The organism is Streptomyces sp. L500 (genome assembly GCF_054551825.1).
Map to the genome: position 1 here is coordinate 33621 of NZ_JBTOLC010000013.1, position 20814 is coordinate 54434.

Below are 20814 nucleotides of genomic sequence, written 5' to 3' on the forward strand. Positions count from 1 at the left end.
TCCGCGCCGGTCAGGCCAGGTCAGGACAGGTCAGGACAGTATTCTTCCCCCTCATGGATCTCGTACTCGACCCGCCGCACGGCGTCGCGCCCGTGCGGCTCGGCATGACCTACGCCGAGGCCCTCGCCGCCGTCACCCAGACCTTCGGGGCGCCGCGGACCGCCCGCGAGGGGCTCATCTCCACGAGCCTGGACGGCATCGGCTTCCAGGTGCTGCTGGAGAAGCGGGACCGCGTCACCGCCGTCGAGCTGTGGTGGCCGGGGGAGGGCAGGACCTCGAGCACGCGCGTCCTCCTCGACGGCGACGACGTCTTCACCGTCCCGGCCCGGGACGTCCTGCGCCGCGCGGCCGCCCGGGGCTGGACGGTCGAGGACCCGGACGAGGAGTACACCAGCATCCCCGGCGTGACCCTGGGGTTCACGCGGATGACCTCGCAGGAGGTCCCGCGCGAGCGCGACGGCCTCCCCGTGTGCTTCACCTCCGTCCTCGTCGCCGACGAGCGCTACTACGACGGCCCCTAGGCGTAGTCCAGGTGTCTAGACGTCCTCCCTCAGCAGCCGCACGTACACCGCCGCGAACAGCGCCCCCACCACCAGCAGCAACAGCGCCACCGCCGTGCCGTAGCCGATCAGCGACTTCAGGAACGCCTGGTCGTACATGAACACCGGCAGCGTCTGGCTGCGGTTCCCCGGGCCGCCGCGCGTCATGGCCCAGATCAGGCCGAACACGGACAGCGTCTGCAAGGTGTTGAGCATGAGGTTCGTGCCGATCGAGCGCCGCAGCAGCGGCAGGGTGATGTGCCAGAGGCGGCGGAGGCCGCGCGCGCCGTCGACCTCCGCCGCCTCCGTCACGTCCTGCGGGATCTCCGCCAGCGCCGCCGAGTAGACCAGCATCGAGAACGCCGTGCCACGCCAGACGTTCGCGAACGACACCGCCAGGATCGGCAGTGTGAACAGCCAGTTCTGCTGCGGGAGATGGAGCATCTCCAGCACCGCGTTGAGCGTGCCGCGCCGGTTGAAGAACGTGTACAGCAGGAACCCCGCGACGATCTCCGGCACGACCCAGGCCGCGACCACGACCGTGCCCGTCGCCGTCCGGACGGCCTTCGACGCATGCCGCATCAGAGCGGCCAGCGCGAATCCCAGCGAGTTCTGCCCGAGAAGGGAGGAGACCACGGTGAAGACCAGTGTCAGCACCACCGCGTTACGGAAGTCCGGATCCCCGAACGCCCGGCGGAAGTTGGCCGGTCCGACGAAGGACGCGGTGGCCTGGCCGGTCAGCTGGGTGTCGGTGAAGGCGAGCCACACGCAGTACGCGACCGGGCCCGCCAGGAAGAGGATCAGGAGGGTGGTGGCCGGGGCGAGGGGGAGCCAGCGCGCTGCCCGGCGGGCGGAGGAGGCGGACCTGGAGGACGTCATCGCGTCGTCACACCCGGCCCGCCCACGATCGACCGCAGCCGTTCGTCGTAGGTCCGCGCCGCCTTCGCCGCGTCGGCGTCGCCCGTCGTGACGGACTCCATGGCCTCCTGAATGGCGTTCGACACCCGGGGGTAGACGGGCAGCGCGGGCCGCCAGTGGGTGTCCTTGACCAGGTCGGTGAAGAAGCCGATGCCCGGCATGGACGAACGGTACTTCGTGGAGGCGGCCACGTCGTCCCGGACGGCGATCTGGCCGTCGCGCACGGTCCACTCCGTCGCGTTGTCCGGCGTCTGCAGGAACGCGATGGCCCGCCAGGCCAGGTCCGCCTTCGCCGACTTGGCGCCGATCGACCACGTCCAGCCGCCGGAGAGGCTCACCCGGCCCGGGTCGCGGCCGTCCTGGGTGGGGAAGGCGGTACGGCCCATGACCGTCGTCCAGCGGGGCCATGGCTTCGCGCCGGAGTCGATCCAGTACTTGCCGAGCCAGTTCCCGTCGAGGTCGATGGCGAGCTTGCCGGCGGGGAGCCAGTCGGTGGCGACGTGGGTGGAGATGTTGGGGTCGAGCGCGTCGGACGGATCCGGGCCGAGCTTCTCGGCGTAGACGGTGCGGACGAATTCCAGGGAATCGCGGAAACCCTTGCTCCCCACGACCCATTTCCTGCTCGCCGGTACGTACAGCGGGTCCGGGCCCGTGCCGTACAGCAGCATCTCGAAGCCCTGCATCGTCGCGGCCTCGCCGGCGCCCTTGCCGGTGTAGACGTTGAGGGGGACGACGCCGGGGACGGCGCGCTTGACGGCGCGGGCGGCGTCGAGGACGTCGTTCCAGGTCCGGGGCCGCCAGTCGGTGGGGAGCCCGGCCTTGGCGAAGATCTCCTTGTTGAACCACAGGGCGCGGGTGTCGGTGCCGTCCGGCACCCCGTACGTCTTCCCGTCCACGCCCCGCGCGGACGCCTTCGCGGCCGGCACGAAGCGGTCCCAGTCCTTCCAGCCGGCCAGCCTGTCGTCCAGGGGTCTCAGATAGCCGCTGGTGATGTCGGAGTTGATGAGGAAGGTGTCCTCGCGGACGACGTCCGGGGCGGTCTTCGCGGACCGCATCATCTGCTGGATCTTGGCGTAGTAGTCCTCCAGCGAGGCCTGGATGGGCAGGAGCCGCAGCTTCTTCCCGGGGTTCTCCTGCTCGAACCGCCTCTTGACCATGGCGAGGTAGGTATCCATGATCCGGACCTTGTTGTCCGTGCTGCGCTGGTAGGCGACCTTGACCGTGTCCGGGTCGTCGTCGCCGGAACCGCTCCCGCACGCCACCACGGAGGTGGCGGCGAGAGCGGTGAGGGCGATGAGGCGTACGGGGGTGGTGGGGCGCACGGCTCGACCTCCTGCACCTACGGCACCTGTCGAGTACTGCGTTCCCCGGGCCGCCCTGCGGAACCCTTTCAGCGTGGCGTGGACGCCAGCCAGCGGTAGCGCAGTTCGGGTCGGCCGATCTGCCCGTACTGCGGGGCGCGGACGGCACGGCCGGTGTCCACGAGGTGCTCCAGATAGCGCCGGGCCGTGATCCGCGAGACACCCACGGCGGTGGCGGTCTCGCCGGAGGAGACCCCCGCCGGACCGGCCGCCCGGACGTTGTCGATGACCGCCTGGAGGGTGTCCCCGGCCAGCCCCTTCGGCAGCGCTGCGGGCTGCGGGGCGCGCAGGGCGGCGAGGGCGCGGTCCACCTCCTCCTGGCCGCTCGCCTCGCCCGCGGCGGCGCGGAACTCCGCGTACCGGGTGAGGCGGTCGCGCAGGGTGGCGAAGGTGAAGGGCTTGAGCACGTACTGGACGACGCCCAGCGAGACGCCCTCCCGGACGACCGCGAGGTCGCGCGCGGACGTCACCGCGATGACGTCCGCCGTGTGCCCGGCGGCGCGCAGCGACCGCAGGAGCTGGAGGCCGTGGCCGTCGGGGAGGTACATGTCGAGCAGCAGCAGGTCGACCGGCGTGCGCTTGAGGAACTGCGAGGCGTCCCCGCGCGAGTGGGTCACCCCCGCGACCGTGAACCCCGGCGCCCGGCCCACGTACAGCGCGTGCGCGTCGGCGGCGACGGGGTCGTCCTCGACGATCAGCACACGGATCCCCTGCGGGGCGTTCGTGGGAACGTCCGGACCCGTCGGTCTCACGGTGGTCATACGGGGACTCCTTCGGTGGTGCGGACGTGCTGAAGCGGCAGCCGGACGGTGAACTCGGCCCCGCCGTCGGGGGCGTCGGCCAGCGCGACGGTGCCGGCGTTGCGGCGGGCGGCCTGGCGGACGAGGGCGAGACCGAGACCACGGCCCCCAGGGGTTTCGCCCCCGGGCGGCGTCGTCTTCGTCGACCAGCCGCGGCGGAAGATCTCGTCGGCCGCCTCCGGCGGTACGCCCGGGCCCGTGTCGGCGACGCGCAGGAGGAGTTCGGCGCCGTCCGCCCGGACCGTGACGGTGACCCGGGGCGGCCGGGCGCCGCTCGCGCACGAGGCGTCCACCGCGTTGTCGATCAGGTTGCCCAGCATCGTCACCAGGTCGCGGGCGGACAGATCGGGCGGCAGCAGCCCGTCGTCCACGTGGCTGTCGTCGGTGAGGACGAGCTCGACGCCGTGCTCGTTGGCCTGGGCGGCCTTGCCCAGCAGCAGCGCGGCGAGCACGGGCTCGGCGACGGCGGCGACGACCCGGTCGGTCAGGGCCTGGGCGAGCTCCAGTTCCGCGGTGGCGAACTCCACGGCCTCGTCCGCGCGGCCCAGTTCGATGAGCGAGACGACGGCGTGCAGCCGGTTCGCCGCCTCGTGCGCCTGCGAGCGCAGCGCCTCGGCGAAGCCGCGCACGGAGTCCAGCTCGCCGGAGAGCGCCTGGAGTTCGGTGTGGTCGCGCAGGGTGACGACCGTGCCGTGCCGTTCCCCGCCGGCCACCGGCGAGGTGTTGAGGACGACGACCCGTTCGTCGGTCAGGTGCACCTCGTCCACGCGCGGCCCGGGGGCGAGCAGGGCCTCCGTCAACGACGGCGGCAGCCCCAGCTCGGTGACGGGCAGGCCGATGACGTCCCCGTGCAGGCCGAGGAGTTCCCGGCCGCCGTCGTTGACGAGGGCCACCCGGTGCCGTCCGTCGAGCATCAGCAGCCCCTCGCGGACCGCGCGCAGCGCGGCCTCGTGGTAGTCGCGCATCCGGGCGAGCTCGGCGGCGTTCATGCCGTGGGTGTCCCGGCGCAGCCGGGCGATCAGCAGGTAGGTCCCGGCGCCGCCGAACGCCAGCACGGTCAGGGCCACCGCGAGGAACACCAGGACCTGGTCGCGTACCTGGGCGCTGATCGCGTCGACGGTGATACCCGCGCTGACGAGCCCGGCCACCCGGCCGTCCTCGTCCCGCACGGGCGCGACGGTCCGCACGGACGGGCCGAGGGTGCCCGTGTACGTCTCCGAGAACGTATGGCCTTCGAGGGCGGGCTCGGTGTGGCCGAGGTAGCGCTCGCCGATGCGGAGCGGGTCGGGGTGGGTCCAGCGGACGCCGTCGGGGCTCATGATCGTCACGAAGTCGACGCCCGTGTCCCGGCGGACCTGCTCGGCGTACGGCTGGAGGTGGACGGCCGGGTCCCGCTCCCGTACGGCCGTCTGTACGGCGGGGGAGGCGGCGACGGCGGCCGCGGCCGCGGTCACCTGGCGGCGGGCGGACTCCTCGGCCTGGTCGCGGTCGGCCAGGTACGCGAAGACCGCGCACCCGGCCACCACGGCGGCGACCAGCGCGATCTGGGTCGCGAAGAGCCGGCCGGCCAGGCTGTGGGGGAGGCGGATGCGAGGTGTGCGCATGGCCGACAGTGTGCCTGTTGGCCGGTTCGTGAACGTAATGCACATAAGGGTGACCACCGTCACAGGGCCGTGCATAGTCTCCGGGACCCCACTTTCCTCGGGAGAACCCCACGATCACCCTTTGAGGAGCCCACCGTGAGCACCACGACAGCGCAGTCACCCCCACCACCATCGCCCGCCCATCGGGACCGGTCGCACTATCTGTACCTCGCGGTGATCGGCGCGGTCCTCGTCGGCGTGGTGGTCGGTTTCGCCGCGCCGGGTGTGGCGGTGGAGCTCAAGCCGCTGGGCACGGGCTTCGTCAACCTCATCAAGATGATGATCGCGCCGGTCGTCTTCTGCACGATCGTGCTCGGCATCGGGTCCGTGCGGAAGGCCGCCAAGGTCGGCGCGGTGGGTGGACTGGCGCTGGGGTACTTCCTGCTGATGTCCACGGTGGCCCTGGCCATCGGCCTGGTCGTCGGCAACCTCCTGGAGCCGGGCAGCGGACTCCACCTCACGGACGCACTGCGGCACGCGGGCGAGGCCCAGGCCAAGGGCGCCCACGAGTCGACGTCGGACTTCGTGCTCGGCATCATCCCGACCACGATCGTGTCCGCCTTCACGGGCGGCCAGGTGCTCCAGACGCTTCTCGTGGCCCTGCTGACGGGCTTCGCGCTGCAGGCGATGGGCCCGGTGGGCGAGCCGGTGCTGCGGGGGATCGGGCACATTCAGAAGCTGGTGTTCCGGATCCTCGCCATGATCATGTGGGCGGCGCCGGTGGGCGCGTTCGGCGCGATCGCCGCGCTGGTCGGGGCGACGGGCATGGACGCGCTGAAGTCCCTGGCCGTCATCATGCTCGGCTTCTACGTGACGTGCCTGATCTTCGTCGTCGTGGTGCTCGGGAGCCTGCTGCGGCTGGTGGCGGGGGTGAACGTCTTCGCCCTGCTGAAGTACCTGGGGCGGGAGTTCCTGCTGATCCTGTCGACGTCCTCGTCGGAGTCGGCGCTTCCGCGCCTGATCGCGAAGATGGAGCACCTCGGCGTCAGCAAGCCGGTGGTCGGCATCACGGTGCCGACGGGGTACTCCTTCAACCTGGACGGGACGGCCATCTACCTCACGATGTCCTCGCTCTTCGTGGCCGAGGCGATGGGGAATCCGCTGTCTCTGAGCCAGCAGGTCTCCCTGCTGCTCTTCATGATCGTCGCCTCGAAGGGCGCGGCGGGCGTGACGGGCGCCGGCCTCGCCACCCTCGCGGGCGGCCTCCAGTCCCACCGCCCGGAGCTCGTGGACGGTGTCGGCCTGATCGTCGGCATCGACCGCTTCATGAGCGAGGCCCGCGCCATGACCAACTTCGCGGGCAACGCGGTGGCGACCGTCCTCATCGGCACGTGGACGAAGGAGATCGACACCGCCCGCGCCCGCGAGGTGCTCGCGGGGAGGCTCCCCTTCGAGGAGACGTCCCTGGCGGCCGACGCCGGACACGGCGTGGCGCCCTCAGTGCAGGGGGCCGTCGCGGCCGCCTGACCCAGACCACCCCCACGGCGTGGCCGCCACTCCCCACCGGCGGCCCCCGGGCCCGGAACGGCACCGCCGGGCCGCGCCGTGGGGGTTCCCCGCCGTCGCGGCGGGAGGAGGGCCCCGGCCCCGCCCGGGGCAGACCCCACCCCCCACCCTCCTCCCGCCGCGTCGGCGTCGACTTTTTCTTCGCTCACGCGTAGTCGCTCTCGCGGAGTTCGAACCAGACCTGCTTGCCGACCACGTCGAGCTCGTCCCACACCAGCGTCACGCCGGAGGCGGACGCGAGGTCGCGCACGAGCGCCAGGCCCCTGCCGCGCTCGTCGCCCGCGGCGGCCTGGCCCTGCCGGCGGTACGGCCGCCGGACCGGGTCGTCGTCGCGTACGGCGACGACGACCCGGTCGCCGTACACCGTCACCTCGACGGACAGCACGGCCACGCGGGCGTGCTGCACGACGTTCGCGACGGTGTCGGACACGCAGATCCGCGCGTTCTCGATCAGCGGATTCCGATTCGCCGCGACGAGTACCGCGGTCACGAACTCGCGCGCGACGCGGGCGGTTGTGGCGGTGGCCGGAGCGGTGAATTCGTACCGCTCGCCGGGGTGGGGGTCGTACCCCGTTCGGGGGGCGAGGAGTGATGCGGTGGCCATGGTTTACCTCCAGGCGGGAGCCGCCAACTGCCCGTAGGGCAGGTGGCTTTGTGCCTTCGACGGTAGGGCATGAGGTACAACGCGTGTGACTCGTTCCGTCCAATGAGTGGAACGAGTGGACCCCCGTCCGGACACGGGCCACACTGAGTCCCGACAGGAGGGGAACGGATGCCACCGAGAAAGGCCCCAACCGCCCGTCAGCGGCGGCTGGGTACGGAACTCCGCAGGATGCGTGAGCAAGCGGGCCTGTCGCTTGTGCAGGCTTCCGCCCTGCTGGGTACCGACCGCACCAACATCAGCAACGCCGAATCCGGCCGCCACGGCGTGAGCGGCGAGCGGGTCCGGGCATGGGCCTCGCACTACGGCTGCCCGGACGCGGCCTATGTCGACGCGCTGGTTGCCATGACCGAGGAGCGCGGCAAGGGGTGGTGGGAGGAGTACCGCGACGCGCTACCTGCCACAGCGCTGGACCTTGCCGAGCTGGAGCACCACGCCAAGGCGTTCCGGGCGCTGCAGATCATGCACATGCCTGGCCTCTTGCAAACCGAGGAATACGCCAGGGCGGTTTTCGATCAGGCGGTCCCACCCCTCAGCCCGCAGATCTTTCGGCGCAGGCTCTCGCATCGGATGCGACGGCGTGATGTTCTCGATCGTGCGCAACCACCGACGTGTACGTACCTGATCCATGAAGCGGCACTTCGTCTCCGGTTCGGAAGCCGAGCCGTACTGCGTGCGCAACTCGACCACCTATTGAAGGAATCAGAGCGCGACAACATCACGATCAAGGCGATTCCGTTCTCCGTCGGCGGCTTTCCCAGCGCTGGCACTGCGCCGCTCTACGTATCGAGCGTGGTGCGGCAACTCGATACCGTGCACATTGACACGCCGACCGGGTCGGCTTTCCTGGACGGGGAGTCGCGGCTCGCCAACTACCGGTCCGTTCTCGACCGCGTCGAGGCGTTGGCGCTCGGCCCGGAAGAAACCCGCGATTTCATCCGCAAGATGGCAGCGCAAGTGTAGAGGCGTACAGACCATGCGAATCATGTGGCAGAAGTCATCGTTTTCGACAGACACTCAGGGCGACTGCGTCGAGCTGGCCCGCTGTGGCAACGGCATAGCCATACGCGAGAGCGACGCCCCGGCGACGGTCTTACAGGCCCGTGGCCGGAGCGTCGCGGCGCTGATCGAGTGGCAGAAGTCCTCGTTCTCCACCGAATCCAGCGACTGTCTGGAATTGGCACGAACGCGGCGAGGTGTCGCCATCCGCGAGAGCGATGCTCCGACGACGGTCCTACAGACCCGTGGCCGGAGCGTCGCAGCGCTCATCGAGTGGCGGAAGTCGTCGTTCTCGGGCGATCGCGACGACTGCGTCGAACTCCGCAGGCGCGGCGACCGCGTCGCCCTCCGTGAGAGCGACGCCCCCGCGACCGTCGTCGCGACCACCCCGCCCGGCCTGCGGGCGCTCCTGGCCGCCGTGAAGGCCGGGGCGGCAGGTCAGTCGTCGATCGCCTGATAGAGCGTCGTCCAGAAGTCGTGGATGGCCCGTGCCGAGTCCGGCGTGGACATCCCGGTCTGGGTGAGGAGGATGCCGACGAGCCCGTTGTGCGGGTCGGCATACGTCGTCGTGCCCGATCCGCCGTCCCAGCCGAACTGGCCGACGGGCGCGTAGTCGCCGCGGTAGGTGCGGACCGTCATGCCGAAGCCCCAGCCGCCCTGCTGCCCCTGGCCGTATGACATATGGACGAGGTTGCGGGCCAGGGCTTCCCGCGTGGCGAGCTGCTCGGGCGGGAGGCGGTTGCCGGTCATCAGCTCGACCGCGGGCCGGGACAGGATCCGTTCGGTGCCGTGCGTCCCGCCGTTGAGCAGCATCCGGAAGTACGCGTGGTAGTCGTCGACGGTGGAGTCGAGTCCGCCGCCGCCGGACTGGAACGCCGGGGGCCGGCTGTGGTGGCCCCCGGCCGCCTCGTCCCCCACGTGGAACTCCCCGGTCTGCGGATCGGGGGAGTACAGGGGCGGCAGCCGGTCGATCTTGTCCGCGGGCACGTGGAAGCCGGTGTCCTTCATGCCCAGCGGAGCGAAGACGCGCTCGCGCAGGAACGCCTCGAAGGACTGGCCCGTGACCCTTGCGACGAGCACCCCGAGCACGTCGTCGCCGATGTTGTACTGCCACCGCTCTCCGGGCTGGTACATCAGCGGGAGCGTGCCCAGGCGGCGCATCCACTCGTCCGGCTCCACCGCCGGCAACAGCCATCCGTTCTCGCCGTAGACCTTCCGCGCGAAGAGCTCCCTCATCATCGGCGAGCCCATCGCCGTCGTCTCCAGGCCGAGCCCGAACGTGGAGGTGAGCAGGTCCCGCACGGTGATCGGGCGCCGCGCTGGCACGGTGTCGTCCAGCGGGCCGTCGGCCCGCTTCAGCACCTGCCGGTCGGCGAGTTCGGGCAGCCACGGGTCCACCGGGTCGTCCAGCCGCAGCCGGCACTCGTCCAGCAGGATCATCGTCGCGGCGACGGCGACGGGCTTGGTCGTCGAGGCCATCCGGAAGATGGTGTCCCGGCGCATCGGCGCGCCGCCCTCGTGGCGCATCGTGCCGATCGCTTCGACGTGGGTCTCCTCGCCCCGGCTGACCAGGGCGACGAGCCCGGGTATCCTCCCGGACTCCACATGCCGTGCCAGGACCTCGCGCAGCCTGCGCAGCCCTGATTCGGAGAAGCCGTCAGTGCCTTTTCCCATCGTGAATCTCCTTGTAAACGGTGTTCGATCTGGAGGATTTCGCTGGTATGCGGCGGGAGCTGGCTAGAACACCGCCCTGACGAGCCGGTCCAGCGCCTTCGGGAACTCCCGTGCCGGGTCGATCGCGGCGTCCCCGGTCGTCACCGACGCGGTGAGCGTCCTGCCGCCGTCGGGCGTGCTGTACATGAGCGACCCGTAGCCGCCGGGCGGGCTGCCGTTGTGGTGGTAGACGGTGCCGCCGTCCGGGCCCAGGTCCTGGACGAACAGGCCGAGGCCGTAGTGGAAGTCGCCGCTCTTGGGGTGCGGCGTGCGCATCTCGGCCAGGAGCGGGGCCGGCAGGAGCTTGCCGCTCATCAGCGCGGAGAAGAACGTGTGGAGGTCCGCCGTGGTCGAGACCATGTTGCCGGCGGCGGGCAGCAGGGAGAGGTTCTGACGGGTCACGTCGGCGACCTTCCACTCACCGCCGTCCTGGTAGCGGTAGTAGCCGTGGGCGTGCGGCCCGGGGAGGTCCGGTGAGGCGCCCGGCACCACGGTGTCGTGCAGGCCGAGCGGCCGGAGGATCCGTCGCCGCATCTCCTCGGCGTAAGGGCGGCCGGTGACCTGCTCGATCAGCAACTGGGCGAGGGTGTAGTTGGTGTTGGAGTAGTTCCAGTCCGTCCCCGGCTCGAACCGTGCCGGTTTGGACAGCGCCAGCCGTATCAGTTCCTCCGGCCGGTAGGTGTGGAACCGGTTCTCCACCCACTCCTTGCCCGTGGCGGGTATTCCCGGCGCGAACGTCCCGTCGGCGTAGTACTCGCCGGTGTAGTTGAACAACCCGCTGGTGTGCTGCAGCAGCATCCGCGCGGTGATCCGCCGGTCCAGTCCGAGTCCGGTCAGGTGGTCGGCCACCGGGGCGTCGAGCCCGAGCCTGCCGTCGGCCACCAGGCGCAGCACCAGCGTCGCCGTGAACGTCTTGGTGGAGCTGCCCGTCCAGAACCGCCCGTCCGTCGGTGGTTCGGCGCTTCCGCCCAGCTCGCGCACCCCGGCGCTGCCGACCCACTCGCCCCGCTCGTCGTGCACGCGCATCTGGATCCCGGCGAAGCCGGCATCGACGAACTCCTGTAAGGCTTTCCGTAGTTCGGGCCTGTCGGTCATGAAACGTGCTCCTTGTCGATCAGAGGCTGCGGGCGGTGATGTCGCCGTAGGCAGTGGTCGCGTGGATGGTCAGGCCGGCGGCGGCGCCTTCGGCGTTCTTGAGCGTGTTGTGGATCCGGCCGTAGCCGGTGCCGGCGTCCAGGGAGGCGGAGACGCCCCGGGCGGCGCCGACCGAGATCCGGCCGTGCTCGGTGCGCAGCGTGACCGCGCCGCGCACGGCCTCGGCGACGCGGAGGTCGCCCTTCTGGGTGGTGATCTCCGCGGGGCCGCCCAGGCGGCCGACCGAGACGTCGCCCGCGAGGAGGGCGAGGTGGGCGCTCGCCGTCTCGTCGAGCTTGACCGAGCCGTGCGCGCTCTCGAAGGCGACGTCGCCGAGCCGTCCGACGCCCCGGAACTCGGCGCTGGCCGCCTTCGCCTCGACGCGGGAGCCGGCGGGCACCTGGACGGTGACCTCGATGGAGCCGGAGTTGCCGAGGACCCGGTTCCTCGCCTCCGGGGCCTCGATCCGCAGGACGCCGTCGTCGTACGCGACCCGGGTCTCCTCCGCCGCCTTCACGTCGCGGCCCTTCGAGGCGTCCAGGGGCAGGACCTCGACCGTGGTGTCGGCCCGGTCGGCGGCGATGAACCGGATGTGGCCGGCGGGGACGTCGAGGACGGCCGAGACGGGGGCGGGGGTGTCGAACTTTCGCATCGTGTTCTCCTGCGTTCGGTCGTTGTTTCCGATGCGGGAAAAGCTACGTTGCGTTTGTGGGTGCGGCAATGAGCGCGTTGCGCCCTGTGGTCATTAGTGCAGGTCAGGCGGTGGAAATCGTTGCAACGGCGATGAATTCAATGCAACGTCATCCTCGTCAAGCGTTGCAATGGGAATGGATCGAACGCTACGCTGGACCCCTCAAGGACGCACGAAGGAGACCGTGGTGCCGGGAGGCAGACTCACTCAGCAGGAACGCCAGCAGATCGCGCTCGGGCTGGCCGACGGGCTCGCCTACGCGGAGATCGCCCGGCGTCTCGACCGGCCCACCTCGACGGTCACGCGCGAGGTGATGCGCAACGGCGGCCCCACCGACTACCGCGCCGACCTGGCCCACCGCGCCACCGAACGCCGCGCCCACCGGCGCAGGCAGCCCGCGCCCCGGGGGGAGCGGGCGCCCTCGCGGGAGTACGGGCGCGACGCCGGGGCGGTGCGCGAGTACGAGGAGGCGTTCACCACGCTCCTCATGCAGTCGGGCCTGCCCAAGATGATGGCCCGGGTGCTGACCTGCCTCTACACCACCGACGCGGGCAGCCTCACCGCGTCCGAACTCGTCCAGCGCCTCCAGGTCAGCCCGGCGTCCGTCTCCAAGGCGATCACGTTCCTGGAGAGCCGGGACCTCATCCGCCGGGAGCGTGACGAACGCCGCCGCGAGCGCTACATCGTCGACAACGAGCTCTGGTATCAGGCGATGATCGCCAGCGCCAAGGCCAACGCCCAGCTCGCCGAGACCGCGCGGCAGGGCGTCGGCATCCTCGGTCCCGACACCCCGGCCGCCGTCCGGCTCGAGAACATCGCCCGCTTCGTCGACTTCGTCGGCGAGAGCATCATCCGCGCGGCGGAACAGGCCCGCGAGGTCCTCTACACCGCGCCCGACGCCACGCCCGACCCCGCGCCCGACCTCGCGCCCGGCCTCGCGTCGGATCCCGCTCCGGACCCCTCGGCCTGAGCCCTACCCCGGCCGCAGCCACACCGTCGCCAGCGGCGGCAGCACCGCCACCACGCTCACGCGCCGCCCGTGCCACGCCGTCGGTTCCGCCTTCAGCGGGTCGGGGTTGCCGACGCCGCCGCCGCCGTAGCCGGCGGCGTCGGTGTTGAGGACCTCGTGCCACACCGGCTCGCCGGGCGGGACGCCCAGCCGGTAGCCGTGCCGGACGACCGGGGAGAAGTTGCAGACCGCCAGCAGCGGCGAGCCCTGCGCGTCGTAGCGGACGAACGCCAGGACGTTGTCGTCCGCCGCGTCGCCCACGATCCACTCGAAGCCCTCCGGCACGGTGTCCCGCTGCCACAGCGCCGGAGTCGCCCGGTAGTGGGCGTTGAGGTCGCGGACGAGGTTCCGTACGCCACGGTGGTCGGCCTCGGCGGAGTACGAGGGGTCCAGCAGCCACCAGTCGGGGCCGTGGGCCTCGGACCACTCCGCGCCCTGTGCGAACTCCTGGCCCATGAAGAGGAGTTGCTTGCCCGGGTGGGCCCACATGAAGCCGAGGAACGCCCGGTGGTTGGCGCGCTGCTGCCACCAGTCGCCCGGCATCTTGGAGACCAGCGACCGCTTGCCGTGCACCACCTCGTCGTGCGAGATCGGCAGGACGTAGTTCTCGCTGTACGCGTAGACCATCGCGAAGGTCATGTCACCGTGGTGGTACCTGCGGTGCACCGGCTCCTTCGTCATGTACTCCAGCGAGTCGTGCATCCACCCCATGTTCCACTTCAGGCCGAAGCCCAGCCCGCCGAAGCCCCCGGGGCCCGTGTGGTGGGTGGCGCGCGTGACGCCGTCCCAGGCGGTGGACTCCTCGGCGACCGTCACCACGCCCGGGCAGCGGCGGTACACCGTCGCGTTCATCTCCTGGAGGAACGCCACCGCGTCGAGGTTCTCCCGGCCGCCGTGCTCGTTCGGCGTCCACTGGCCCGGCTCCCGCGAGTAGTCCAGGTAGAGCATGGACGCGACGGCGTCCACGCGCAGCCCGTCGATGTGGAACTCCTCGCACCAGTAGACCGCGTTCGCCACCAGGAAGTTGCGCACCTCCTTGCGGCCGTAGTCGAACTCCAGCGTCCCCCAGTCCGGGTGGGCGGCCCGGACCGGGTCCTGGTGCTCGTACAGCGGCCGGCCGTCGAACTCCGCCAGCGCCCAGTCGTCCCTCGGGAAGTGCGCCGGCACCCAGTCCATGAGCACGCCGATGCCGGCCCGGTGGAGGGAGTCGATGAGGTGCTTGAAGTCGTCGGGGGTGCCCAGGCGGGCCGTGGGCGCGTAGAAGCCCGTCACCTGGTAGCCCCACGAGCCCCCGAAGGGGTGCTCGGCCACCGGCATCAGCTCCACGTGCGTGAAGCCGAGATCCTTGACGTAGGCGGGCAGTTGCTCGGCCAGTTGCCGGTAGGTGAGCCCCGGGCGCCAGGAGGGGAGGTGGACCTCGTAGACCGAGAACGGAGCCTCGTGGACGGGGCGCGCGCCCCGCCGTGCCATCCAGTCCGCGTCACGCCACACGTGGTGCGACGTCTCCACGATCGACGCGTTCGCGGGCGGCACCTCGGCGCGCCGCGCCATCGGGTCCGCGCGCAGCGTGCGCGAGCCGTCGGGGCGGGTGAGCTCGAACTTGTACAGCGCGCCTTCCGTGACGCCCGGGAGGAACAGCTCCCACACCCCCGTGCCGCCCAGCGAGCGCATCGGGTGGACCGTGCCGTCCCACACGTTGAAGTCGCCCACCACCCGTACGCCCAGGGCGTTCGGCGCCCACACCGTGAACCGGGTGCCCGCCACGCCCTCGTGCGTCATCGGACGGGCGCCCAGCGCCCGCCACAGCTCCTCGTGCCGGCCCTCCCCGATGAGGTGGAGATCCAGCTCCCCGAGCGCGGGGAGGAAGCGGTACGGGTCGTCCAGGGTCACTTCCGTGTCCTCGTACGTGACGAGGAGGCGGTGGTCCTTGGGGATCTCGCGGAGGGGGAGGATCGCGGCGAACAGGCCGTCGCCCTCGTCGATGAGCTCCGCGCGCAGGCCCTTGGCCACGACCGCCACGCCCTTCGCCCACGGGCGCAGGGCGCGCACGACGATCCCGCCCGGCACGTGGTGCGCGCCCAGCACGCTGTGCGGGTCGTGGTGGGTGCCCTGGAGGAGGCGGGCGCGGGTGAATTCGTGCAGGGGGGGTGCGGGGCGGATGCCGCTTCCCTTGGCGTTTTCCCGGGTGGGGGGCTTCGTGGGTGGCTTCGTCGGTGTGGGTGTGGTCTTGGGGGTCGGCGCCGGCAGGAACGTTGCCGGGATCGGCGGTCGTGCTGTCACAGGTGGTCCTCCGGGGGCGTACGGGGCGTACGGGCGTACGGGGGCGTACGGGTCAAGGGGCGTGGACGCCGGTCGCACGGTGGCCTCCGGCCAGGCGGTGGATCGCGGACATCGGCACGGACAGCCAGTCGGGGCGGTGCCGGGCCTCGTAGAGCACCTCGTAGACGGCCTTGTCCGTCTCGTGCGCCCGTAGCAGCCCGGGGTCCTCGCGCGGGTCCTCGTGGACGGTCGCGTAGCCCTCGCAGAACGCGGCCCGGGAGCGCTCGGCCCAGTCCGTGCCGGTCGCGCGGCCCACCGCCGCCGCGTAGTCGAAGGAACGCAGCATCCCCGCGATGTCCTGCGCGACCGGCTGCGGACGGCACCGCTCCGCCAGCGGGCGGGCCGGCTCCCCCTCGAAGTCGATGAGCGACCAGCGGCCGTCCGAGGCCGTGCGCAGCGCCTGGCCCAGGTGGAGGTCGCCGTGGACGCGCTGGGCCCTGCGGGTCCGCCCGTCCCGGCCCAGCGCCGCCAGCTCGTCGTAGGCGTCGCGCAGCGCCAACCGGTACGGGCGCAGTGCCGGGACGGCCTCCGCCGTCACCTCCAGGCGCCGCGTCATCGCGGCGGCGAGCCGCTCCAGCTGGGGGCGGTCCAGGACGGTCGTGGGCAGCGCCTCGGCCAGGGCCAGGTGCACCTCGGCCACGGCGTGGCCGAGGGCGCGCGCGGAAGCGGTGAAGTCGGCCTGGACGGAGAGGGCGCCCAGCGCCAGTTGCCAGCCGTCGGCCGAGCCGGCCAGGAAGGGCTGCAGCACGCCCAGGGTCATCGGCATCGTGCCGGGGAGCTCCGCCTCGAACCAGGCCGCCGGTGCCGGGACGCGGGTGCAGCCGGTCTTCGCGAGTGCGCGCGGCAGTTCGAGATCGGGGTTGGTACCGGGGCCCACGCGACGGAAGAGCTTGAGGATATACGTTTCGCCGTAGACCGCCGAGGAGTTGGACTGCTCGGCGCCGAGGAGGCGGGGCGTCAGGTTCGGTGCGATCTCCGCGTCCGGTTCGCGGCTGAAACGGAGGGGGCCCAGGCGGCCCGGGAACCGTAGGCGCTCCAGGAGGAGCGTCGCGAGGCGGGGGTCGGCCAGGCCCTCGTAGACGGTGCGGCCGCGCAGGGGGCCGTCCGCCGGGCGGCCGATCAGGGCGGGGGAGAGGTGGGGTGGGAGGACGTCCTGGATGCCCAGGAGTAGTTGGTAGCAGTCGTTCTGGGTGCGGGTGCGTTGGTGGGTGCGCACCTGTACGAGCAGGTGCAGGAGGTCCGGGGTGAGTTCCGTCGCCGCCACGGGCGTGAGGCCGTCGATGGGGCGGCCCTTGCCGGCGAACCAGCGCTGCCGGGGCAGCCATTCCGTGAGCAGGGGGGCGAGCGAGGCGAGCGGCGGTGCGGCTTCCGACATGCGTCGCGTCCTTTCCCCGGGGCACACGACGGATGGGGCAAAGTGTCCCGGATTACGGCTTTGACCAGGGTATGGTGCGGGACCGGTTGCGGGTGCGCTTTCGCTTGCGGGGTGCGTCGGGGCCGGGGCGGGGTGGGGCGGGGCCGGGGTGGGGCGGACGGGCCCTTACGGGGCTGAGCTCTTCGCGGTGCCTGGTACTTCGGTGCCGGGTGCCCCGCACTTGGCTCCAGCGGCGAAGAGCTCTTTACGCCCCTGCCAGGGCCCGTCCGCCCCACCCCGGCCCCTCCCGTCGGTTCGGCGCCTGCCCCCCTGTGCGGGGTGGGAAACCGCCTTCAGGTGTTCGGTGCCGTGCGGCGCAGGCGGAACCAGTAGAAGCCGTGGCCCGCCAGGGTCAGGAGGTAGGGGAGCTCACCGATCGCCGGGAAGCGGACTCCGCCGATCAGTTCCACCGGGTGGCGGCCGTTGAACGCCCGTAGGTCGAGTTCGGTCGGCTGTGCGAACCGGGAGAAGTTGTTCACGCAGAGGACCAAGTCGTCGCCGTGTTCGCGGAGGAAGGCCAGGACTGCCGGGTTGCTTGAGGGGAGTTCTGTGTAGGAGCCGAGGCCGAAGGCTGGATTTTGCTTGCGGATCTCGATCATTCGGCGGGTCCAGTGGAGGAGGGATGATGGGCTGCTCATCGCCGCTTCCACGTTTGTTACCTGGTAGCCGTATACCGGGTCCATGATCGTGGGGAGGTACAGCCTTCCCGGGTCGCAGGAGGAGAAGCCCGCGTTCCGGTCCGGTGTCCATTGCATGGGGGTCCGGACCGCGTCCCGGTCGCCCAGCCAGATGTTGTCGCCCATGCCGATCTCGTCGCCGTAGTACAGGATCGGGCTGCCGGGCAGGGAGAGGAGCAGCGCCGTGAACAGTTCGATCTGGTTGCGGTCGTTGTCCAGGAGGGGTGCCAGGCGGCGGCGGATGCCGATGTTCGCGCGCATGCGGGGGTCTTTGGCGTATTCGGCCCACATGTAGTCGCGCTCTTCGTCCGTGACCATTTCGAGGGTCAGCTCGTCGTGGTTGCGGAGGAAGATTCCCCACTGGCAGCGGGAGGGGATCTCGGGGGTTTTCGCGAGGATTTCCGAGACCGGGTAGCGGGATTCGCGGCGGACCGCCATGAAGATGCGCGGCATGACCGGGAAGTGGAACGCCATATGGCATTCGTCCCCGCCGTTCTCGTACGAGCCGAAGTAGTCGACCACGTCCTCCGGCCACTGGTTCGCCTCGGCCAGGAGGAGGGTGTCGGGGTAGTGGGCGTCGATCTCCGCTCGGACGCGCTTGAGGAATTCGTGCGTCCGGGGGAGGTTCTCGCAGTTCGTCCCCTCCTCCGCGAAGAGGTAGGGGACCGCGTCCAGGCGGAAGCCGTCGATGCCGAGGTCCAGCCAGAAGCGGAGGGCGGCCAGGATCTCCTCCTGGACGGCCGGGTTCTCGTAGTTGAGGTCCGGCTGGTGGGAGAAGAAGCGGTGCCAGTAGTACTGCTTGCGTACCGGGTCGAAGGTCCAGTTCGACGTCTCCGTGTCCACGAAGATGATGCGCGCGCCCTGGTACTGCTTGTCGTCGTCGGCCCAGACGTAGTAGTCGCCGTAGGGGCCGTCGGGGTCGGTGCGGGACTGCTGGAACCAGTCGTGCTGATCGCTCGTATGGTTCATGACAAAGTCGATGATGACGCGCATGCCGCGGGTGTGGGCGGCGTCCACGAACTCGACGAAGTCGGCGAGGTCGCCGAACTCCGGCAGGACCGAGGTGTAGTCGGAGACGTCGTAGCCGCCGTCGCGCAGGGGCGACTGGAAGAACGGCGGGAGCCAGAGACAGTCGACGCCCAGCCACTGGAGATAGTCCAGTTTCGCCGTCAGTCCCTTGAGGTCGCCGATGCCGTCGCCGTCGCTGTCCTGGAACGAGCGGACGAGGACTTCGTAGAAGACGGCCCGCTTGAACCAGTCGGGATCCAGGTCCTTGGCCGGAGTGTCCTCGAAGGTGTCCTGGACGGGCTCATTGACGATCATGGTGTGGGTGACCCTCCGATCTGAGAGGACGGTCGCAGCGAGAACACGTGCGCGGGCGGGCGTCCCGGCTCCAGGCGCACATAGTTGTCCCTGCCCCAGTGATAGGTCTCCCCGGTGAGCTCATCGCGCACCGGGACGGTCTCGTGCCAGCCGAGGCCGAGCTCCGGCATGTCCAACGAGACCGTGGCCTCCTGGGTGTGGTGGGGGTCGAGGTTGACGACCGTGAGGACGCAGGAGGGGCCCGTGCGCTTGGAGTACGCGATGACCGCGTCGTTGTCCACGTGGTGGAACCTGAGATTGCGGAGGTGCCGGAGGGCGGGGTGGCGCCTTCTGATCCGGTTGAGGGCGGTGATCAGCGGGGCGATGCTGCGTCCTTCGCGTTCCGCCGACTCCCAGTCCCTCGGGCGGAGTTCGTACTTCTCCGAATTCAGGTACTCCTCGCTGCCCGCGTGGGCCGGGGCGTTCTCGCAGAGTTCGTAGCCGGCGTACATCCCCCAGGACGGGGAGAGTGTTGCCGCGAGGATCGCGCGTGCCTCGAAGGCCGGACGGCCGCCCTCTTGGAGGTACGCGTGGAGGATGTCCGGCGTGTTGACGAAGAGGTTGGGGCGCATGTGGGCCGAGGACGGGCCTGAGAGCTCCGTCAGGTATTCCGTCAGCTCCTGTTTGGTGTTGCGCCAGGTGAAGTACGTGTACGACTGCTGAAAACCGATCGCCCCCAGGGTGCCCATCATCGCGGGCCGGGTGAACGCCTCGGCCAGGAAGATCACGTCCGGGTCGGTGCGGCCGATCTCGGCGATCACCTTTTCCCAGAAGGAGACCGGTTTCGTGTGGGGATTGTCCACACGGAAGATGCGTACCCCGTGTGCCATCCACAATCGCAGGATCCTTAGCGTTTCGGCCACGAGGCCGTCGAAGTCCGCGTCGAAGGCCAGGGGGTAGATGTCCTGGTACTTCTTCGGCGGGTTCTCGGCGTACGCGATGGAGCCGTCCGCGCGGTGGTGGAACCACTCGGGGTGCTTTCCGACCCAGGGGTGGTCCGGGGAGCACTGGAGGGCGAAGTCGAGGGCCACCTCAAGGCGCAGGTCGTGCGCCCGGCTCACGAAGTGGTCGAAGTCCTCCATCGTGCCCAGATCGGGGTGGACCGCGTCGTGGCCGCCGTCCGGGGAGCCGATGGCCCAGGGGCTGCCCACGTCGTAAGGGCCCGCGCTCAGCGCGTTGTTGGGGCCCTTGCGGTGGGAGGTGCCGATGGGGTGGATCGGGGGGAGGTAGACGACGTCGAAGCCCATCGCCGCGATGGCGGGGAGGCGGCGGGCCGCCGTGCGGAGGGTGCCGGACCTGGGCGGCCGGCCGGGGACCAGCCGGGCGCCCTCGGAGCGGGGGAACATCTCGTACCAGGAGCCGAAGAGGGCCCGTTCGCGCTCCACCAGCACCGGCACCGGGCGGGAGCTGGTGACCAGCTCGCGGAGGGGGTGGCGGGTCAGGGTAGCCGTGACCTCGGGGGTCAGGGCGGCCGCGAGCCGGGCCGAGGCCGGGCGGGTGGCGTCGCGCAGGGCGTCCACGGCGGCCAGTACCGCTTCCCTGCCGTCGCTCTTGGGGACCCCGCCGGCCGCCCGTTCGTGGAGGCGGGCGCCCTCCTCCAGGACCAGTTCGGTGTCCATGCCCGCCGGGATCTTGATCGAGGCGTGCTCCCGCCAGGTGGTGACCGGATCGCCCCAGGACTCGACCGCGTACGTCCAGCGGCCCGTGGCGTCCGGCGCGACCGTCGCCCCCCAGCGGTCGGTGCCGGGGGCCAGCTCGCGCATCGGCGTCCAGGGGCCGCAGCGGCCCGCGGGCCCGCGCAGCACCACGTTCGCCCCGACCGCGTCGTGCCCCTCCCGGAAGACCGTGGCGATGACCTCGAACTCCTCGCCCACCACGGCCTTGACGGGCCTTCGGCCGCAGTCGACGAGCGGGCCTAGGTCCAGGACGGGGATACGACCGATCATGGGATCACCTGGCGAGCCTTGGGGGTCCGGGGAAAGGGTTCCGTCAGTTCTATCTGTTCCGTCGACGGTCGGGAGGGTGCGGGCATGACTGCTCCTGTCCGCGTTCACTCGGGCGGGCGGAA

Annotated in this window: 17 protein-coding genes; 5 read left to right on the forward strand and 12 right to left on the reverse strand. The window is 70.9% G+C overall.

All coding sequences use genetic code 11. The annotated features are described in order from the left end of the window. The first annotated feature begins 53 nt into the window (after positions 1-53). Positions 54-521, forward strand: a complete 468-nt coding sequence (locus ACX9I7_RS14920) for a hypothetical protein (RefSeq protein WP_459387596.1) — start codon at positions 54-56, stop codon at positions 519-521. Positions 522-536: 15 nt separating this feature from the next. Here ACX9I7_RS14920 and ACX9I7_RS14925 read toward each other — a convergent pair whose 3' ends face one another. The 4 genes from ACX9I7_RS14925 to ACX9I7_RS14940 form a co-directional block, all read right to left on the reverse strand. Next, entirely contained in the window at positions 537-1418 is an 882-nt protein-coding gene (locus tag ACX9I7_RS14925) for a carbohydrate ABC transporter permease (RefSeq protein WP_459387597.1), read from the reverse strand. After that, positions 1415-2779 (reverse strand): extracellular solute-binding protein, encoded by a 1365-nt coding sequence (locus ACX9I7_RS14930; RefSeq protein ID WP_459387598.1) that lies wholly within the window; start codon positions 2777-2779, stop codon positions 1415-1417. Before ACX9I7_RS14930 ends, ACX9I7_RS14925 begins: the two co-directional genes overlap by 4 nt. Before the next feature lie 68 nt (positions 2780-2847). Further along, positions 2848-3579, reverse strand: coding sequence for a response regulator (locus ACX9I7_RS14935; protein WP_459387599.1), 732 nt, complete (start codon positions 3577-3579; stop codon positions 2848-2850). Next, positions 3576-5222, reverse strand: coding sequence for a sensor histidine kinase (locus ACX9I7_RS14940; RefSeq protein WP_459387600.1), 1647 nt, complete (start codon positions 5220-5222; stop codon positions 3576-3578). Before ACX9I7_RS14940 ends, ACX9I7_RS14935 begins: the two co-directional genes overlap by 4 nt. Before the next feature lie 135 nt (positions 5223-5357). Between ACX9I7_RS14940 and ACX9I7_RS14945 the strand changes: the two genes are divergently transcribed. Continuing rightward, on the forward strand, positions 5358-6728 hold the full coding sequence (locus tag ACX9I7_RS14945) for a cation:dicarboxylate symporter family transporter (RefSeq protein WP_459387601.1): 1371 nt from the start codon (positions 5358-5360) through the stop codon (positions 6726-6728). A 184-nt stretch (positions 6729-6912) separates the two neighbouring features. On the opposite strand, the gene ACX9I7_RS14950 is transcribed toward ACX9I7_RS14945, so the two are convergent. Next, positions 6913-7371, reverse strand: a complete 459-nt coding sequence (locus tag ACX9I7_RS14950; RefSeq protein WP_459387602.1) for an ATP-binding protein — start codon at positions 7369-7371, stop codon at positions 6913-6915. 168 nt (positions 7372-7539) lie between these two features. Here ACX9I7_RS14950 and ACX9I7_RS14955 point away from each other — a divergent pair, with 168 nt between their 5' ends. Both ACX9I7_RS14955 and ACX9I7_RS14960 read left to right on the forward strand, forming a co-directional pair. Continuing rightward, on the forward strand, positions 7540-8391 hold the full coding sequence (locus ACX9I7_RS14955) for a helix-turn-helix domain-containing protein (RefSeq protein WP_459387603.1): 852 nt from the start codon (positions 7540-7542) through the stop codon (positions 8389-8391). Positions 8392-8413: 22 nt separating this feature from the next. After that, positions 8414-8884: a DUF397 domain-containing protein gene (locus ACX9I7_RS14960; RefSeq protein ID WP_459387604.1), complete on the forward strand. Its 471-nt coding sequence runs from the start codon at positions 8414-8416 to the stop codon at positions 8882-8884. On the opposite strand, the gene ACX9I7_RS14965 is transcribed toward ACX9I7_RS14960, so the two are convergent. The 3 genes from ACX9I7_RS14965 to ACX9I7_RS14975 form a co-directional block, all read right to left on the reverse strand. Next, positions 8866-10101 (reverse strand): serine hydrolase domain-containing protein, encoded by a 1236-nt coding sequence (locus ACX9I7_RS14965; RefSeq protein ID WP_459387605.1) that lies wholly within the window; start codon positions 10099-10101, stop codon positions 8866-8868. The two genes, ACX9I7_RS14960 and ACX9I7_RS14965, sit on opposite strands and share 19 nt — an antisense overlap. 63 nt (positions 10102-10164) lie before the next feature. Next, entirely contained in the window at positions 10165-11235 is a 1071-nt protein-coding gene (locus tag ACX9I7_RS14970) for a serine hydrolase domain-containing protein (RefSeq protein ID WP_459387606.1), read from the reverse strand. A gap of 19 nt (positions 11236-11254) precedes the next feature. After that, positions 11255-11926 carry a DUF4097 family beta strand repeat-containing protein gene (locus ACX9I7_RS14975; protein WP_459387607.1) on the reverse strand — a complete coding sequence of 224 codons (672 nt, stop codon included), beginning with the start codon at positions 11924-11926 and terminating at the stop codon, positions 11255-11257. Between the two features lie 226 nt (positions 11927-12152). Here ACX9I7_RS14975 and ACX9I7_RS14980 point away from each other — a divergent pair, with 226 nt between their 5' ends. Continuing rightward, positions 12153-12935, forward strand: coding sequence for a helix-turn-helix domain-containing protein (locus tag ACX9I7_RS14980; protein ID WP_459387608.1), 783 nt, complete (start codon positions 12153-12155; stop codon positions 12933-12935). A 3-nt stretch (positions 12936-12938) separates the two neighbouring features. Here the strand turns inward: ACX9I7_RS14980 and glgB are convergent, their stop codons facing one another. The 4 genes from glgB to ACX9I7_RS15000 form a co-directional block, all read right to left on the reverse strand. Then, positions 12939-15254, reverse strand: coding sequence for a 1,4-alpha-glucan branching enzyme (gene glgB / locus ACX9I7_RS14985; protein WP_459387609.1), 2316 nt, complete (start codon positions 15252-15254; stop codon positions 12939-12941). Positions 15255-15306: 52 nt separating this feature from the next. Beyond that, entirely contained in the window at positions 15307-16668 is a 1362-nt protein-coding gene (locus ACX9I7_RS14990; RefSeq protein ID WP_459387610.1) for a maltokinase N-terminal cap-like domain-containing protein, read from the reverse strand. A 332-nt stretch (positions 16669-17000) separates the two neighbouring features. Continuing rightward, complete coding sequence (treS, locus tag ACX9I7_RS14995) at positions 17001-18707, reverse strand: maltose alpha-D-glucosyltransferase (RefSeq protein ID WP_387566034.1); 1707 nt, start codon at positions 18705-18707, stop codon at positions 17001-17003. Beyond that, a complete protein-coding gene (locus tag ACX9I7_RS15000) occupies positions 18704-20692 on the reverse strand; it encodes an alpha-1,4-glucan--maltose-1-phosphate maltosyltransferase (RefSeq protein ID WP_459387611.1) in 1989 nt (662 codons plus the stop codon). The genes treS and ACX9I7_RS15000 overlap by 4 nt, the downstream gene beginning before the upstream one ends. Positions 20693-20814 lie beyond the last annotated feature (122 nt).